11 protein-coding genes and 2 tRNA genes are annotated in these 15,981 nt (G+C 73.4%); 3 read left to right on the forward strand and 10 right to left on the reverse strand.

Translation table 11 applies throughout. The annotated features are described in order from the left end of the window. The first annotated feature begins 226 nt into the window (after positions 1-226). Positions 227-859: a TetR/AcrR family transcriptional regulator gene (locus AC27LF_RS11470; protein WP_479656845.1), complete on the forward strand. Its 633-nt coding sequence runs from the start codon at positions 227-229 to the stop codon at positions 857-859. Positions 860-1,123: 264 nt separating this feature from the next. Here the strand turns inward: AC27LF_RS11470 and AC27LF_RS11475 are convergent. Both AC27LF_RS11475 and AC27LF_RS11480 read right to left on the reverse strand, forming a co-directional pair. Then, positions 1,124-1,196: transfer RNA gene (locus tag AC27LF_RS11475), tRNA-Arg, on the reverse strand. Positions 1,197-1,394: 198 nt separating this feature from the next. After that, a tRNA-Ser gene (locus tag AC27LF_RS11480) sits at positions 1,395-1,485 on the reverse strand. Between the two features lie 170 nt (positions 1,486-1,655). Here AC27LF_RS11480 and AC27LF_RS11485 point away from each other — a divergent pair. After that, positions 1,656-2,213: an SSI family serine proteinase inhibitor gene (locus tag AC27LF_RS11485; RefSeq protein ID WP_479656846.1), complete on the forward strand. Its 558-nt coding sequence runs from the start codon at positions 1,656-1,658 to the stop codon at positions 2,211-2,213. A gap of 461 nt (positions 2,214-2,674) precedes the next feature. After that, positions 2,675-7,357 (forward strand): response regulator, encoded by a 4,683-nt coding sequence (locus AC27LF_RS11490; protein ID WP_479656847.1) that lies wholly within the window; start codon positions 2,675-2,677, stop codon positions 7,355-7,357. Positions 7,358-7,473: 116 nt separating this feature from the next. On the opposite strand, the gene AC27LF_RS11495 is transcribed toward AC27LF_RS11490, so the two are convergent. The 8 genes from AC27LF_RS11495 to AC27LF_RS11530 all read right to left on the reverse strand — a co-directional run bounded on the left by AC27LF_RS11495 (position 7,474) and on the right by AC27LF_RS11530 (position 15,632). Beyond that, a complete protein-coding gene (locus tag AC27LF_RS11495; protein ID WP_479656848.1) occupies positions 7,474-9,150 on the reverse strand; it encodes a long-chain fatty acid--CoA ligase in 1,677 nt (558 codons plus the stop codon). A gap of 114 nt (positions 9,151-9,264) precedes the next feature. Then, positions 9,265-9,858 (reverse strand): SigE family RNA polymerase sigma factor, encoded by a 594-nt coding sequence (locus AC27LF_RS11500; protein WP_404023808.1) that lies wholly within the window; start codon positions 9,856-9,858, stop codon positions 9,265-9,267. Between the two features lie 147 nt (positions 9,859-10,005). Beyond that, a complete protein-coding gene (locus AC27LF_RS11505; RefSeq protein WP_479656849.1) occupies positions 10,006-11,172 on the reverse strand; it encodes a lipid-transfer protein in 1,167 nt (388 codons plus the stop codon). After that, positions 11,172-11,564 (reverse strand): MaoC family dehydratase, encoded by a 393-nt coding sequence (locus AC27LF_RS11510; protein WP_479657006.1) that lies wholly within the window; start codon positions 11,562-11,564, stop codon positions 11,172-11,174. The genes AC27LF_RS11505 and AC27LF_RS11510 overlap by 1 nt, the downstream gene beginning before the upstream one ends. A 30-nt stretch (positions 11,565-11,594) precedes the next feature. Then, positions 11,595-12,668: an acyl-CoA dehydrogenase family protein gene (locus AC27LF_RS11515; RefSeq protein ID WP_479656850.1), complete on the reverse strand. Its 1,074-nt coding sequence runs from the start codon at positions 12,666-12,668 to the stop codon at positions 11,595-11,597. A gap of 1 nt (position 12,669) precedes the next feature. Continuing rightward, the gene (locus AC27LF_RS11520) at positions 12,670-13,695 is read right to left on the reverse strand and encodes a bifunctional MaoC family dehydratase N-terminal/OB-fold nucleic acid binding domain-containing protein (protein ID WP_479657007.1); all 1,026 of its coding nucleotides are present in this window, start codon (positions 13,693-13,695) and stop codon (positions 12,670-12,672) included. Between the two features lie 248 nt (positions 13,696-13,943). After that, positions 13,944-15,107: an acyl-CoA dehydrogenase family protein gene (locus tag AC27LF_RS11525; RefSeq protein ID WP_479657008.1), complete on the reverse strand. Its 1,164-nt coding sequence runs from the start codon at positions 15,105-15,107 to the stop codon at positions 13,944-13,946. A gap of 213 nt (positions 15,108-15,320) precedes the next feature. Beyond that, positions 15,321-15,632, reverse strand: coding sequence for a hypothetical protein (locus AC27LF_RS11530; protein ID WP_479656851.1), 312 nt, complete (start codon positions 15,630-15,632; stop codon positions 15,321-15,323). Between the last annotated feature and the right edge of the window lie 349 nt (positions 15,633-15,981).

A 15,981-nucleotide genomic window follows, 5' to 3' on the forward strand; every position in this document is an offset into this window, starting at 1 on the left:
CGGTGTCGGCGTGCGGAGCACGGGGCGGACTTTTGGAAGCCGGGCGGACGGCCGCCGGGACGGGCGCGGCACAGCGATGCGCGGGCAGGCGCGGGCCGTCGGCGGACAGGGGGGATCATCGGACCGGGGCAGGAATCACGCCCCGAACGCCGGACGGCACCGAGCAAGCGGCGCACAATATGTGCAGCGATGTGTGCAGCGTCAACAATGACTCCAGGAGCGTACAGTGTCAACATCGGACCGACGGAGCTACCACCACGGCGATCTGCGCGCCGCCCTGCTGCAGTCCGCCCTCCGGCTGCTGGACACCGAGGGCGCGGACGCGCTGTCGCTGCGGGCGGTGGCCCGGCACGCCGGTGTGTCCGCCAACGCGCCCTACCGCCACTACGAGGACAAGGAAGCGCTCCTGGCGGCGCTGGCCGTGCACGGCTTCACCGAACTCCGGGCACGCTTCGAGGCCGTACCCGAAAGCCCGGCGACCACCGGCCCGCGGCACGCGGATGCCCCCACGACCCCCGCGGACGCCCTGGCCCCCCTGGTGCGCGCCACCGTGCACTACGCGCTGGGCCACCCCGGGCTCTTCCGGCTGATGTTCGGGCACCCCTGCGTCAGCCATGCCGCGGTGACCGAGGCGTCCGACGCGGCCCTGGCCGTCGTGATGGAACGGATCGCCGGCCTCGCCGGTCCCCAGCAGCTCACGTCCCTCAAGATCGGCACGTGGGCCCTGGCACACGGGCTCAGCCTGCTGCTGCTCGACGGCCGCCTCGGCGACACCGCCCCCGACGAGGTGGACACCCTGGTCGACACGGTGCTGCACACCATGCTCACCACGGACTGGCGATCCCCCACCACCCCCTGATCGCAGTGGTTCGGCTCGGTGGGCCCACGTCGAACACAGGCTCCAGCACTTCACCTTGGAGCGGGCCGGCCGTAACTCCCTCGCCGGTGCCTGGAAGGCCGCCGCCTGGCCCGGCGACTTCGTCGACGTCCGCTGACTTCGCCCACCCTGTCGGTGCCCCGGACCCGATCCGGGGGCCCTGCCCGGTCGGCGCCTCGATGACTCACGGCTGCACGCCCCCGAAACGCCGAAGGCCCCGGATCACTCCGGGGCCTTCGACCTGTGCGCACTCGGCAGGATTCGAACCTGCAACCTTCTGATCCGTAGTCAGATGCTCTATCCGTTAAGCTACGAGTGCTTGTGTTGTTTTTCTTGCCGCTCTCGGTCCTTCCGGCCCGCTTGCGGCGACAGGAAGAACATTACATGACTGCCGCCGCCATGTGAAATCCATTGCTCTTACCCCTTGTGACCTGCGAAAACACCCGGACGGCGGGGTGGCGGGGCCAGCGACACCGAGGCCCCGGTCCATGGGGACCGGGGCCTCGGTGATCAGGTGCGGAGGCGGAGGGATTTGAACCCTCGATGGGCTTTAAGGCCCAAACCGCATTAGCAGTGCGGCGCCATAGACCGGACTAGGCGACGCCTCCAGCACTACCTCTCACGCGAGCGCGCGAGTGGTGCGTGCAGATGATGACACAGTCGAGCGTGCTGTCACCAATCGCCCCCCACGGTACTAGGCAGGCGGGCCGCAGAGCAAAGCCCTGTGCCCGGTGGGCCTGCCGCGCAACGTCCGGCGGTCTCAGGCGTTGGGCAGGTCATGTTGCTGGTCACCTCGCGAGCCGTCGGCTCCGCCGTCGCCCTCGCCGCCGCCTCCGCGCTCTCCGTCACGGCGCCCTCCGCCGTCGCCGCCACACCCGCCGCCCCACCCGCCGTCGCCGTCACCTCCGGGGGCGTCGCCTCCGGGACCGCCTCCGCGTCCGGAGCCTCCGGGACCGCCTCCGTCTCCGCGCCGCCGCCCGTCCGGGACGAGGACCGGCCCGGTGGCTCCGGCGACCGGCTGACCGTCACCGTGCACTCCGCAGGCCACGGGCGCGACGGGACGTACGAACTGGTCTGCCACCCCGCCGCCGGCAGCCACCCGGACCCGCGGAGGGCCTGCGCCGCCGTCGACCGGAACACCCACTGGGGCAGAGATCCGTTCGCTCCGGTCCCGGCGGACAGCGTCTGCACGATGATCCACGGCGGACCGGCGACCGCCCATGTCACCGGCAGCTGGGCCGGACGCCCGGTGAACGCCACGTACAAGCGGAGCGACGGGTGTGAGATCGCGCGGTGGAACCGGATGGTGCCGCTCCTGCCGGACCTGGGTTCCTGACGGTCCTGCGGCGAGTCACACACCCCCCTGCCCACGGCACCCGGCACCCGGCACCCGGCACCCGGCACCCGGCACCCGGCACCCGGCACCCGGCCGCAGCATGCGTCCGCTGTGGCCGTCCGCGGCGACGGTCCGACACGACCGGGCCGGCGGGTGGTCCGCCGAATGGGTGAACGGGCGATGGGGCGGACGGGGGCAGGCGATGGGGTGACCCGGCCGCCGGGGCCGGGGGCGCAGGCCGTTCACGGCGCGAACCCCGGTCCCGTGAAAGTCCCGCGGAGGTCTCGCGCCCGACGGCATGCGGTCACACGTTCCCCGTCACTTCGTCGTGCGACCTCCCTCTCATCCGGCGCCCCCAGCGCAACCGCTGCCCTTAGACTCCCTCGCGTGACACGCTGCGGGCCGGTTGGCAAGATGGCACGAGCGGTCGGCAAGGTGCGGTAACAGGGAGGAAGCGTCTCGTGAGCAGCAGGCCATCCCGAGGCGCTGCTCGCCTCGCAGCCATACTCGACGCGCTGCCCGACGCGTTGGTGCTGGTCAACGCCAATGGGACCGTCGTCAACGCCAACACCATCGCGCTGGAGGCATTCGAGGCACCGGGCACCGCCCTGGTGGGGCGCGGGCTGCTCGATCTGCTGCCCCAGTTCGACTCCCGTCTGATCCCGGGCTCCATGCGCCGGCCCGATCACATCGACCCGCGCGGGCGGACCAAGCCCACGCGGATGATCGCCCGGCGGACGGACGGCAGCGAGTTCCCCGTCGAGGTCACCAGCGCGAACCTGGAGAACGGGCAGCAGGCGTACGACGGTTACGGCTACACCGGCGACGAGCTGCTGATGCTCGTCGTGCGCGACCTGTCCGGGACCGTCGACACCGAGGCCGAGCTGGCGCGCTCGCAGCGGCAGACCGAGATGATCCTGCGGGCCGCGTCGGAAGGCGTCGTGGGCACCGACACCGACGGGCGGATCGTCCTCGTCAACCCGGCCGCCGCCCAGATCCTCGGCTACCGCGCCGGCGAACTCGGCGGCAAGGAGCTGCACACCCTCGTACTGCACTCCCGCGCCGACGGCTCGCCCTTCCCGTACGCGGAATCGCCGCTCGCCGACACCCTGCGCTCCGGGCGCAAGCACCGGGTGCGCGGGCAGGTGCTGTGGTCCAAGGGCGACAAGCAGGTGCCGGTCGACCTGACGACCGCGCCCGTACGCGACGGCGACCAGCTGGTCGGCGCCGTGATGACCTTCACCGACCGGCGGTCGTACGACGCCCTGGCCGACGAGAAGGCCGCCGCGGACGAGCAGCACGCCCAGGAGCTCGAACGGCTCTCCGAGGAGCACGCCTCCGACCTCACCGCGCTGCGGCAGCAGCACGTGGCCGAGCTGGAGGAGCTGCGCGAGCGGCACGCCGAGGAGCTGGCGGCCAACGAGGAGCGGTACGCCGCGCTCGGCGAGCGGGAGAAGGACCGCTACGAGGCGCTGTCCGGCCGGCACGAGCAGCTGCTCACCCTGCTCGCCGGCTCCCTGCGCGGCCCCCTCGACGAGCTGCGCCGCGACCTCGCCGCCCTCGCCGCCGACGACGCCGGCCAGCTGTGGCCGGAGGCCAACCAGGTGCTCCACCACCTGTCCGCGGGCTACTCCCGCATCACCCAGCTGATCGACAACGTCCTCGGCTACCAGCGTCTCGACGCGGGCACCGACGACATCACCCGTACGAAGGTGATGCTCGACTCGGTCGTCGCCGCGGGCGTCGACGGTGCCGTCGAGCTGATCGGGCCGGGCCGGGTGCAGTTCGCCGTGCACGCCCCGCCCATCGAGGCCGAGGTCGACCCGCAGCGGCTGGCGACCGCGCTCGCGCACCTCGTGGCGGACGTCGCCGGGGTCGACGCGACCGGCAACACGCCCGTGTCCGCCGGGGGTTATCTGGACAACACCGTGGTGGTGGCCGCGGCGCAGCGCGGCGAGGTGGTACGGATCGAGGTCCGCGGTCCGTACGCCGGGGGAGACCCGGTGCACCAGCCGATCGTGCGCGGGATCGTACGGGCCCACGGCGGCGTGCTGCAGACGCACGAGGTGCCGGGCATGAGCGGCAGCGCGTACGTGCTCGAAGTGCCGATCGGCGGGGGCGCGGGTGCCGTCCCGCCCCCGGCCCTGCCGGTGGCCGTCGCCGACGTGCCCGCCCCGGCACCCGCCCCGGCCGAGCAGACCTCCGGCGGGGGGCGACGGCGGGCCCGGCGGTCCTCCGTGGACGCCTTCCTGGAGAGCGAGGTGCAGGGCGAGTCCACCGCCGGCACGGAGGCGCCCGCGCCGACCGGGCGGCGCCGGAGGCGCGCGGCCGAGGAGCCTGCGCCGGCGCCCGCGGAGGGCGCGGAGGTCTCCAGTGGCACCGGGCGGCGCCGCGGGCGGCCCGCCGAGGGCGCCGGGGACGGGGACCAGGGCGTGAGCGAGGGCGCCGTCATGACGGCGGCCGAGCATGCGGCGGGCACCGCCGCCTCGGGCACCGGCCTCGGCGGGACCGTGCCGCCGCAGGGCGTGCCCGGGCCCGCCGGCCGGCGCGACGGCGGCGAACAGCAGCCGCAGGCCGCGCTGCCGCCCGCTCTCCCGAGCGCGGGCGCCCCGAACGCACCGCAGGCCGGGCCGCTTCCGCTCGGCGCGGCTCCGGTCGGGCCCATGGCCGCCGGTCCCGAGGCCACCGCTTCCGGAACGGCTGGTTCGGGGGCGGCTGGTTCCGGAGCGGCTGGTTCCGGGGCGGGCGAGGGTGGGCAGCCGACCGGGCGGCGGCGTCGTGCGCTGGCCGCGGCGGCGGAGCGTGCCGCTGCGCAGGAGGCGGGTGCCCGTACGGTGTTCGCCCTGCCGCCCGCCGATGCGGACCGCTCACCCGAGCCCGGTGCCGGCAACGGCGGCAACGGCGGCAACGGCGGCGGGACCGGGCAGGCGCCGGCACCGGGGAACGTGCCGCCGCAGGCTCCGGGTCAGGCGCCCGGACAGGCACCGGCCGTGGCTCGGGCGCAGGGCACCGTTCCGGCCCAGGGGGCGATGCCGGTCCCGGCCCAGGGCTCGATGCCGGTTCCGGCCCAGGGGCAGGCACCGGTTCCGGCCCAGGGGCAGGTTCCGGTCCCCGCGCCGGGGCAGATGCCGGTTCCGGTACCGGGGCAGATGCCCGTTCCGCAGATGCCCGTTCCAGTGCAGGGCTCGACGCCGGTTCCGGCCCAGGGACAGGCACCGATCCCGGCCCAAGGGCACATGCCGGTCCCGGCACAGGGACAGATGCCGGTCCCGGCCCAAGGACAGGCGCCGGTTCCGGTTCCGGGGCAGGTGCCCGTCGCCGGGCAGGCTCAGGGCGTCGGCGTCGGTGTGCCGGGGGACCACGGTCGGCACGACGCCGTACCGCACGACCAGGCCGAGGACCACACCCCGCCCCAGCCACACCCGACCAACGCGCCGACAGGGCGTCGGCGGCGGGCCGTTGCCCAGCCGGGGGAGCGTCCGGCGGCGCCGGGCACGCCCGCGCAGGGCGTGCCCGTCCCGGCTGAGGGGGCGGCACAGCCGGGCGTCGCGGCGCAGGCCGCACCCGGTTCGCAGGCCCTGCCGAGCGCGGCCGGGTCCGCGCAGGGCAGCGTCGGCCAGAGTGTGCAGTTCGCCCCGGGCCAGCCGATTCCGGCGCCGGCCCAGGCCGTACCCGGACAGCCCATGTCGCCGACCGCCACGCCGGGCCAGACCGCACCCGGGCAAGCCGTGCCGCCGACCGCCACGCCGGGGCAGCAATCCCTGCCGGGACACTCTCTACCGGGCCAGCCGGGCCAGCCGGCGCAGCCGGGTCTGCTGCCCGGCGCCCAGCCGCTGCCCGCGGAGACCGCCCCCGTCGCTCCGGCCGCGCTGCCCGCCGCCGAGGCGCCCCCGGCCCAGCCCGCGCCCGGCGCGGACACCCCGGCGCCCGGCACCCCGCTCCCCGCGGAACGGTCCGGTGCCCAGCCGCGTGCGGCCCAGCCGTTGCCCGCCGAGGCGGCCGGCGCCCCCGTGGACCCGAACTCGACGCAGGGCCGGGCGATCAGCGTGCGCACGCTGGGGCAGGGTGTGCCGTTCAGCAGGCAGGCGGCCCAGGTGCAGCAGCCGACGGCCACGCCTCCCCCGCACGGTCCGAACGCCTCCGGACGGCGCCGCAAGCTGGGCACGCCGCCGGATCCGGCCGCACGCCCGGACCAGCGCGCCGAGCAGGGCGCCCGTCCGCACCCGCCGACCGAGCAGCCGCCGGCGCAGCCGTCGCTCGCCGGCCAGTCGCGGCTCGCCCCGGGCACCGAGGGCGCCGGCCGCTCGTACGCCATCGGCGCCCCCGACGAGAACGCCGCCGAGGGACCCGAACCGCTCGACGGTCCCGGCGGCGCGGTCGAGGTCGCCGACCCGCCGCGCCCGCAGCCGATGGACGACGAACTGCCGCCCGAGCCGCTGGACAACCCCCGTCGGCTGCTGGTCTGGCCGGCCCCGGACGTCACGACCCAGCAGGCGCTGAGCGACCGCGGCTACCGTCCCGTCATCGTGCACTCGCGCGAGGAGGTCGACGCGCAGATCGCCGCCTTCCCGGCCGCGCTGTTCGTGGACCCGCTGACCGGGCCCATCACCCGTACCGCGTTGCAGGCGCTGCGGCAGGCCGCCGTGGCCGCGGAGGTGCCGGTCCTCGTCACGGCCGGGCTCGGCCAGGCGACGCGCGAGGCGGCGTACGGTGCCGACCCCGCCGTCCTGCTGAAGGCACTCGCGCCGCGGGACAGCGAGCAGCATCCGCCGCGCGTGCTGCTCATCGAGGAGCACGCGGAGATCGCGCTGGCGCTGACCTCGACGCTGGAGCGGCGCGGGATGCAGGTCGCGCGGGCCGCGAGCGACGCCGACGCGGTGACGCTGGCCGGGCAGCTACGGCCGAACCTGGTCGTGATGGACCTGCTCCAGGTGCACCGCCGGCAGAGCGGGATCATCGACTGGCTGCGCGCGAACGGGCAGCTCAACCGCACCCCGCTCGTCGTCTACACCGCCGCCGTCGACCAGGCCGACCTGCCGCGGCTGGCCTCCGGCGAGACGGTGCTGTTCCTCGCGGAACGCTCCACGAGCGCCGAGGTGCAGGCCCGCATCGTCGACCTGCTGGCCCGCATCGGCACCAACTAAGCGCCTTAGCGCTCCGCTGGGTGTGCCGCGCTGTGCCGTCGGTTGTCCGCGGCCTCGTCGTGGCTGGTCGCGCAGTTCCCCGCGCCCCTTCGGGGCGCTGATGGGAACCGCTTCGGTCACAGGCGGGTGACGTCCAGTTGGCCGGCCGCGTACCGCCTGCGGAGCACCTTCTTGTCGAACTTGCCGACGCTGGTCTTGGGTACCGCCTCGATCAGTGTCCAGTGGTCCGGGAGCTGCCACTTGGCGATCCTGCCCTGCTCGGCGAGGAAGGCGCGCAGGGTCTCGAAGTCGGCGGTGGCGCCCTCCCTGAGGACCACGGTGGCCAGCGGGCGCTCGCCCCACTTGTCGTCCGGTACGGCCACCACGGCGGCCTCGGCGACATCCGGGTGGGACATCAGGGCGTTCTCCAGATCGACCGAGGAGATCCACTCGCCGCCGGACTTGATGACGTCCTTGGCCCGGTCGGTGAGGGTGAGGAAGCCGTCCGGGCTGATGGTGCCGACATCCCCCGTCTTCAGCCAGCCGTCCTTGCTGAACTTGTCGGCGGGGCGCAGGGGTTCGGTGTCGGGGCCGTTGTAGTACGCGCCCGCGATCCATGGCCCGCGCACCTCCAGTTCGCCCGCCGACTCGCCGTCCCAGGGCAGCCGTTCGCCGCCCGGTCCGGTGAGCCGGGCGGAGACGCCGGCCGGGAAGCGGCCCTGGGTGAGCCGGTACGCGAACTCCTCCTCGGTGCCGACCGCGTGGGCCGGCGGCCGGGCCACCGTGCCGAGCGGCGAGGTCTCCGTCATGCCCCATGCGTGGCACACCCGCATGCCGAGCCGGTCGAAGGCCGCCATCAGCGCGGGCGGACAGGCCGAGCCGCCGATGGTGACCTGGGTGAGGCGGGAGACGTCCCGGGGCCTGGCGGTCAGCTCGGCGAGCAGGCCCTGCCAGATAGTCGGCACGGCGGCCGCGTGGGTCGGGTGCTCGGCCTCGATCATCTCGGCGAGCGGCGCGGGCTGCAGGAAGCGGTCCGGCATCAGCATGTTCACACCGGTCATGAAGGTGGCGTGCGGCAGGCCCCAGGCGTTCACATGGAACTGCGGGACCACGATGAGCGAGGTGTCCTGGTCGGTCAGTCCCATGGACTGGGTCATGTTCACCTGCATGGAGTGCAGGTAGATGGAACGGTGGCTGTAGACCACGCCCTTGGGGTCGCCGGTGGTGCCGGAGGTGTAGCACATGGCGGCGGCCCGACGTTCGTCCAGTTCCGGCCAGTCGTAGGTGGTCGGCTTGCCCGCGATCAGCTCCTCGTACTCGTGCACCCGCGCCCGGGAGGCGGTCAGCGGTGCGCGGTCGCCGGGGCCGGAGACGACGATGTGCTCGACGGTGGTCAGCCGGGGCAGCAGCGGGGCGAGCAGCGGGATCAGCGAACCGTTGACGATGATCACCCGGTCGGCCGCGTGGTTGACGATCCAGGTCAGCTGCTCGGCGGGCAGCCGCAGGTTGAGCGTGTGCAGCACGGCCCCCATGGCGGGGATCGCGAAGTACGCCTCGACGTGCTCGGCGTTGTTCCACATCAGCGTCGCGACCCGGTCGTCGTCCCGCACCCCGAGGTCGTCGCGGAGGGCGTTCGCCAGCCGTACCGCGCGGGCGCCCGCCTCGGCGAAGCTGCGCCGCTGCGGCTCGGCCTGCCCGGTCCAGGTGGTGATCTGGGACCGTCCGTGCACCTGCGCTCCGTGCAGGAGGATGCGGGTCACGGTCAGCGGTACGTCCTGCATGGTGCTCAGCACGGCGTCCTCCCGGGGCGACATTGCCTACGCGGCAGTAAGGGCTGGCCCGATTCTGCGCACATACCGTGCGGTATGTCACTAGGGACGAACGATCGATCACCGCACGGGCCGTCCCGGTCCGCCCTGGGCGGACCCCTACCGGACGAGCCCCAGCTCGGGATCCTCGCGCAGCTTGCCGAGCGCCCGGGACACCGCGGACTTCACGGTGCCCACCGACACGCCCAGCACCTCGGCCGTCTGGGCCTCGCTCAGATCCTCGTAGTACCGCAGGACGACCATCGCCCGCTGCCGCGCCGGCAGTTTGGTGATGGCCCGCCACATCGCGTCGTGCAGCGCCTGGCGCTCGGCCGGGTCGTCGTCGCCGGGCATGGGATCGGGCTCGGGCAGTTCGTCGCACACGAACTCGTCGACCTTGCGCTTGCGCCACTGCGAGGTCCGGGTGTTCAGCAACGCCCGGCGCACATAGCCGTCGAGCGCCCGGTGGTCCTCGATCCGCTCCCACGCCACATATGTCTTGGTGAGCGCGGTCTGCAGCAGATCCTCCGCGTCGCTGGGGTTCGCGGTCAGCGAACGGGCGGTACGCAGCAGGACCGGCTGGCGGTCCCTCACGTACGACGAGAACGATGGATACATGGGGGTCCCCCCGTTCGAACGCAGCCGAGAGTGGGGGAGGGTCTGCCTCGCCGCCGTGGCGGCGTCCGAAGCACTGGTGCAGACGGGTGTGGTCATGGCTCCCACGCTATGAGCGGCCCGGGTGAGGCGGATCGGCCGCAGGTCCCGAAGCAGAGTCCCCCTCAGGTTGTAGGGGTGGGGTTGACTACACCTCCTGAAGGTGGAGCGGGGAACGACCCGTACTCCGGGATGACCCCTGCGGGCTCAGCCGTCCGCCGCCAGCACCAGGCCCGACGTGGGCACTCCGGTACCGGCCGTCACCAGGACGCGGCCGGCCCCCGGTATCTGGTTGGCGGCCGTGCCCCGCAGCTGGCGCACCCCTTCCGCGATGCCGTTCATCCCGTGGAGGTAGCCCTCGCCGAGCTGTCCCCCGTGCGTATTGAGCGGCAGCCGCTCCTCGGCCACGAAGGCCGCCGCCTCCCCTCTCGCACAGAACCCGAACTCCTCCAGCTGCATCAGCACGAACGGGGTGAAGTGGTCGTACAGGATCCCCACGTCGATGTCGACCGGGGCCAGCCCGGACGTGCGCCACAGTTGGCGTGCCACCACGCCCGTCTCCGGCAGCCCGGTCAGATCGTCGCGGTAGAAGCCGGTCATCTGCTCCTGGGCGCGGCCGGCGCCCTGGGCGGCCGCCGCGATCACCGCCGGTGCCTGCGGCAGATCACGCGCCCGCCGCACGGAGGTGACCACGAGCGCCTGCCCGCCGTCCGTCTCCTGGCAGCAGTCCAGGAGTCTCAGCGGCTCCACTATCCAGCGGGAGGCGGCGTGGTCGGCGAGCGTGATCGGGCGGCCGTGGAAGTACGCCGCGGGGTTGGTCGCCGCGTATCGGCGGTCCACCACGGCCACATGCCCGAACGCCTCGGGCGTCAGACCGTAGGCGTGCAGATAGCGCTGTGCCGCCATCGCCACCCAGGAGGCCGGGGTGAGCAGCCCGAACGGCAGCGCCCAGCCCAGCGCCACGCCCTCCGCCGACGGCTCCCGGTGCTGTACGCCCGAGCCGAATCTGCGTCCCGACCGTTCGTTGAACGCGCGGTAGCAGACCACCACCTCGGCCACGCCCGTCGCCACCGCGAGCGCCGCCTGCTGGACGGTGGCGCAGGCCGCCCCGCCGCCGTAGTGGACCCGGGAGAAGAAGGACAGCTCGCCCATCCCGCATGCCTGGGCCAGGGTGATCTCCGGGCTGGTGTCCATAGTGAACGTCACCAGCCCGTCCACGTCCGCAGGGGTCAGCCCCGCGTCCTTCAGCGCCGCCCGGACCGCCTCCACCGCCAGCCGCAGCTCGCTGCGGCCGGAGTCCTTGGAGAACTCGGTGGCCCCGATGCCGACGACGGCGGCCCGCCCGCCGAGCCCGTCGCCGCCGCGCACGCTCATCACGCGCCCCCCGTAGGCACGGTGACCGTGACCGTCCCGGTCACATGCCGGCCGACGGCGTTGGCCCCGACCACACGCACCGTCACGGTGTCGCCGTCCACCTGCTCGACCCTGCCCGTCAACACCATCGTGTCACCGGGGTGGTTGGGCGCCCCGAGCCGGATGGCGACCCTGCGCAGGACGGCCCGCGGGCCGAAGTGGTCCGTGATGTATCTGCCGACCAGGCCGTTCGTCGTCAGGATGTTCATGAAGATGTCCGGGGAGCCCTTCTGCCGGGCCAGCTCCGCGTCGTGGTGCACGTCCTGGTAGTCCCGTGACGCGATCGCACCGGACACGATCAGCGTGCGGGTGATCGGGATCTCCAGCGGCGGCAGCTCCACACCGGCCGTCAGCGCCGTCCCGTCCGCCGTCAGCGTCATGACTCACTCCCCACTCGCGATCAACTCCCCCAGTTCCTGGAGCACTTCGCTCCCGCATCCCAGATAGGCGTCCAGCTGCCGCCCCCACAGGAAGTGCCGGTGCACCGGGTGGTCGAGGTCGGCCCCCGTGCCGCCGTGCAGATGCTGGCCCGTGTGAACGACCCGCTGCCCCGCCTCGGACGCCCACCAGGCGGCGGTCAGCGCATGGCCGGCGTACGGCAGTCCGGCATCCCGCCGCCAGGCCGCCTCGTACGCCGTCACCCGTATTGCCTCGGTGTCCATATGGGCGTCGGCGGCCCGGAGTTGGACGGCCTGCCGGGTGGCGAGCGGTCGGCCGAACTGCTCCCGGGTGTTCGCATGCGCCACGGCCCGGGCGAGCGACCCCGCGCAGACGCCGGCCTGAAGCCCGGCGAAGGCGGTGCGGGCGGTGGCGAGGAGATCGTCGTAGGCAGCGGTGTCCCGGGGTGATGTACCGGTGCCCAGGCGTTCCGCGGGGGCGTGGTCCAGGGTGAGCCGGCCGGCCGACCAGGGGGCGGTCAGGTCGACCGGCGTGATCGTCACGCCGGAGCCGAGGGGTGTCAGCCACAGCCGTCGCCGGTCGTCGGCGACGAGGACGTGCGTGGCGTCCCGCAGCCATGGGACGGCGGGCACCGTGCCGGTCAGCTCGGCCGCACCCGAATCCGCCGCGGTCTCGGGCCCGGACGGCGGCCGGGCCCGGACGCCCTGTGCCGGAAACGCCCCGGTGACCACGAGTGAGCCGTCCCGGAGCCCCGGCAGCAGCCGGTCCCGCTGGTCCGGGGTGCCGTGGGCCGTGATCGCCAGGAGCCCGAAGACGCAGGTGGCCGCGTAGGGCACCTGGGCCGTGGTGCGGCCCTGTTCCTCCAGGAGCAGGACCAGGCCGAGCAGTCCCAGGTCCTCCACGGCGCCCACCAGCCCCGCAGCGGTGAGGGCCTTCCACAGTTCCGGGTCGCTGCCGGTGCCGGCGGCCGTGAGCCGTTCGTGCGTGGCCAGGTCGGCGAAGATCCGCGCGGCCAGGTCACGGGCCGCGCTCTGGTCGTCCGTGGGCGTGAAGTCCATCTCAGGCTCCGTCCTCGGTGACCCGGAAGACCGGCAGGACCAGCGGGTCCTCTCCTGCGCCCGCCCCCTCGTACCGCCGGAACTCCAGCCGCACTGGCAGGCCGATCCGCACCTTGTCGTACGGCACTCCCACCACGTTGCTCACGATCCGCACGCCCTCGGCCAGTTCGATCAGGCCGACCGCGTAGGGAGGGTCGAACGCGGGGAAGGGCGGGTGGTGCATCACGACGTACGAGTGGACGGTGCCCTCACCGCTCGCCTCGACCGTGTCCCAGTCCAGGCTGCCGCACGCGTTGCAGCCCGGCAGCCAGGGGTGTCGCAGGGTGCCGCAGCCGGTGCAGCGCTGGATGAGCAGCCGGTGCCTGGCCACCCCCTCCCAGAAGCCGGCGTTGTCCCGGTTGACCACCGGGCGTGGGCGCCCTGGCCTCGGTTTCCGGCGGGCGGTGGGGGCGTACTTGAGGATGCGGAAGCGGTGCGTGCCCACCAGGTCCGCGCCCCTGCGGACGTCCATGCGGGTCGTGATGAAGTACCCCGTGCCGAGCCTGGTCGTCTTGCGCGGCGACACCGACTCGATCACCGCGTCGAAGGTGATCTCGTCACCCGGGCGCAGGGGCCGCAGATACTCCTGCTCGCAGTCGGTGGCGACCACCGAGGTGCAGCCCGCCTCGTCGAGCAGGGTGAGCAGTTCGTCGTAGGCGTCCGTGCGCCCCTCGTGTCCGGACAGGCCGCCCATCGTCCACACCTGGAGCATCGTGGGCGGAGCCATGGCGTCCGGCCCCTCGTACGCCGGATTGGTGTCGCCCATCGCCTCGCACCAGTGCCGGATCATCGGCGCGTTGACCGGGTCCTTGCCCACGCAGGCGACGGCGGCGGCCCGCCCCTCGTACGCCTTGAGCCGGCCCCACAGCTCATCCGGGGCGCCCACGTCCGTCACCGCCCCGGCCTCCACGCCGGTTCCCGTGCCTCCCACAGCCTTCACCCCGCCCTCCGCGCCTGCCCCCGCCACCACATCCACGCCCGCGCCCATGCCCAATCCATCCGCGCCCGCACCCACACCCACACCGGCACCCGCACCCGCACCCGCACCCGCACCCGCACCGGCACCCGCACCCGCCACGATCGCCGTCGCCGCCGCCTCTACCCGCACCGCCTCCCCCTCCGCACCCGGCATCGCCGCCGTCCCTGCCCGCACCGCCTCCTTCTCCGCCGCCGTAACCACGGCCTCCGTCCCCGCCGCCTCCGTCTCCACCCGCACCGCCTCCCCCTCCGCGCCCGTCACCGCCGCCCCCTCGTCATCCCGAGCCGCATCGTCGCGACGATCTCCCGCTGCACCTCGCTCACCCCGCCCCCGAACGTGTTGATCTGCGCCGCCCTGTTCAGTCTTTCGAGCTCGCCGTCCCCGAAGGCACCCGGCGACCCCGATCGCACCGTCCCCGCCAGCCCGTCCGTCCCGATCGCGTGCTGGCATATTCGATACACCGCGACCGCCGATTCGGTTCCCGCCACTTTCACGCCACTGGCGTCTCCCGGCGCGAGCCGACCCGCCCCCACATCGCCCACCAAACGCCAGTTCAGCAGGCGTGTCGCGGCCAGCCGGGCATGTGCCTCGGCGAGCTGCGCACGCACCCACGGCTCGTCAATCCGGCGCCTTCCGGTCACCGGATCAGGGGTACGGGCGGCGGTGAGCACGGCGGTGTAGAAGTCCTCGGCCTGCATGCCGACCGCGGCGAGGGCGACCCGCTCGTGGTTGAGCTGGTCGGTGATGAGCGACCAGCCCCCGTTCTCGGCCCCGACGAGGTTGCCCGCCGGGACGCGCACCCCGTCGTAGTAGGTGGCGGTCGTGGTCTGCCCGCCCACCGTCTCGATGGGGGTCCATGAGAACCCCCGCGCGTCGGTGGGGACGAGGAGGATCGAGATGCCGCGGTGCCGGGGCGCCTCGGGATCGGTGCGGCAGGCCAGCCAGACCCAGTCCGCGTGCTGGGCGCCCGATGTGAACGTCTTCTGCCCGTCGATCCGCCATCCGTCGCCCTCCCGCACGGCCCGCGTGCGCAGTGACGCCAGATCGGTCCCGGCGGACGGTTCGCTGTAGCCGATCGCGAAGGTCAGTTCCCCGCTGAGGATGCGCGGCAGGAAGCGGGCCTTCTGCTCCTCGCTGCCGTACTTCATGAGCGTGGGCCCGACGGTGTTCAGGGTGACCATCGAGACGGGGGCGCCGGCCCGGTACGCCTCGTCGAAGAACACGAACTGCTCGTCCGCGCCCCGGCCCTGGCCGCCGTACTCGACGGGCCAGCCGAGCCCGAGCAGGCCGTCGGCGCCGATGCGGCGCAGCAGCGCGCGCCGTTCGCGCGGGCCGATGGGCGCCGTCGGCAGCAGGTCCCGGAAGTAGGCACGGAGTTCGGCGCGCAGCCGCTGCTGGCGTTCGGTGGGGGCGAGGTGCACGGCGGGGGAACCTCCCGGCCCGGTACGGGACTCGTACGGGCCGGGGCCCGTACGCACGACGGTTTCTGACTGTCCGTCAGAAACCGTCGGGTGTCAAGGTCGCCGCGGGACGGCGGAAAGCACGGAAAACGCCTGCGCGGCGGCACCGAAGCACCGCCGCGCAGACGTGTTGCGACCCCGAAAGCACACCCCCCGCGGGAGGTCAGTCGCGGCTCACCACAGGCGGGTGAAGTGGATGTTGATGTTCTTGTTCCCCTGCTGGATGGCGGTGAACGCGGAGCCCCTGACCTGAGCGGTGTTGCTCTGGTTCGAGGCGCCGTAGCCGACCGCGCTCTGCTGCGTGGTGGACGAGTTGCCGGTGTTGTTGCGGCCGACACCGCTGCCGAGGACGCTCGCCACGCCGGCGTTCGATCCGTCGTCCGCGATGGCACCGTTGTCCGCACTCGCGACGCCGGTGAAGAGGACGGCTGCGAGCGGGAGCGCGGAGACGGCGGCGAGAACACGGGCGGTACGGATGCTTGCCATGTTGTTCCTCCAGGACGATACCCACCGGCCGACCGGCCGGGAGCACGGGAATTCGTGAAGTACATGTACTGCCAGGGAAGTTGGCCGACCTCCCGGGCGGTTGAGCACGACGTCGCGAATCCAGAGTTGCCCATCGCGTCCCCGGCGAACTCCCCACAGGCCCCAATTCGCACTCAAGCGTGATGACAAGTCGATAAACCCCATTCGCTGTCTTTAGTGATCTCTTGACGCCCTCGCACCCAGTACGGACTTCTCGGACTCAAGCGACACAAGCGGTGAATCGTTTCCGCATATTTCCGGCCAACCCGCCCCGTTCGGCATGTCGGCGCGCCCCCCTCTTCCCTTTTTC

The organism is Streptomyces diversicolor, assembly GCF_057537855.1.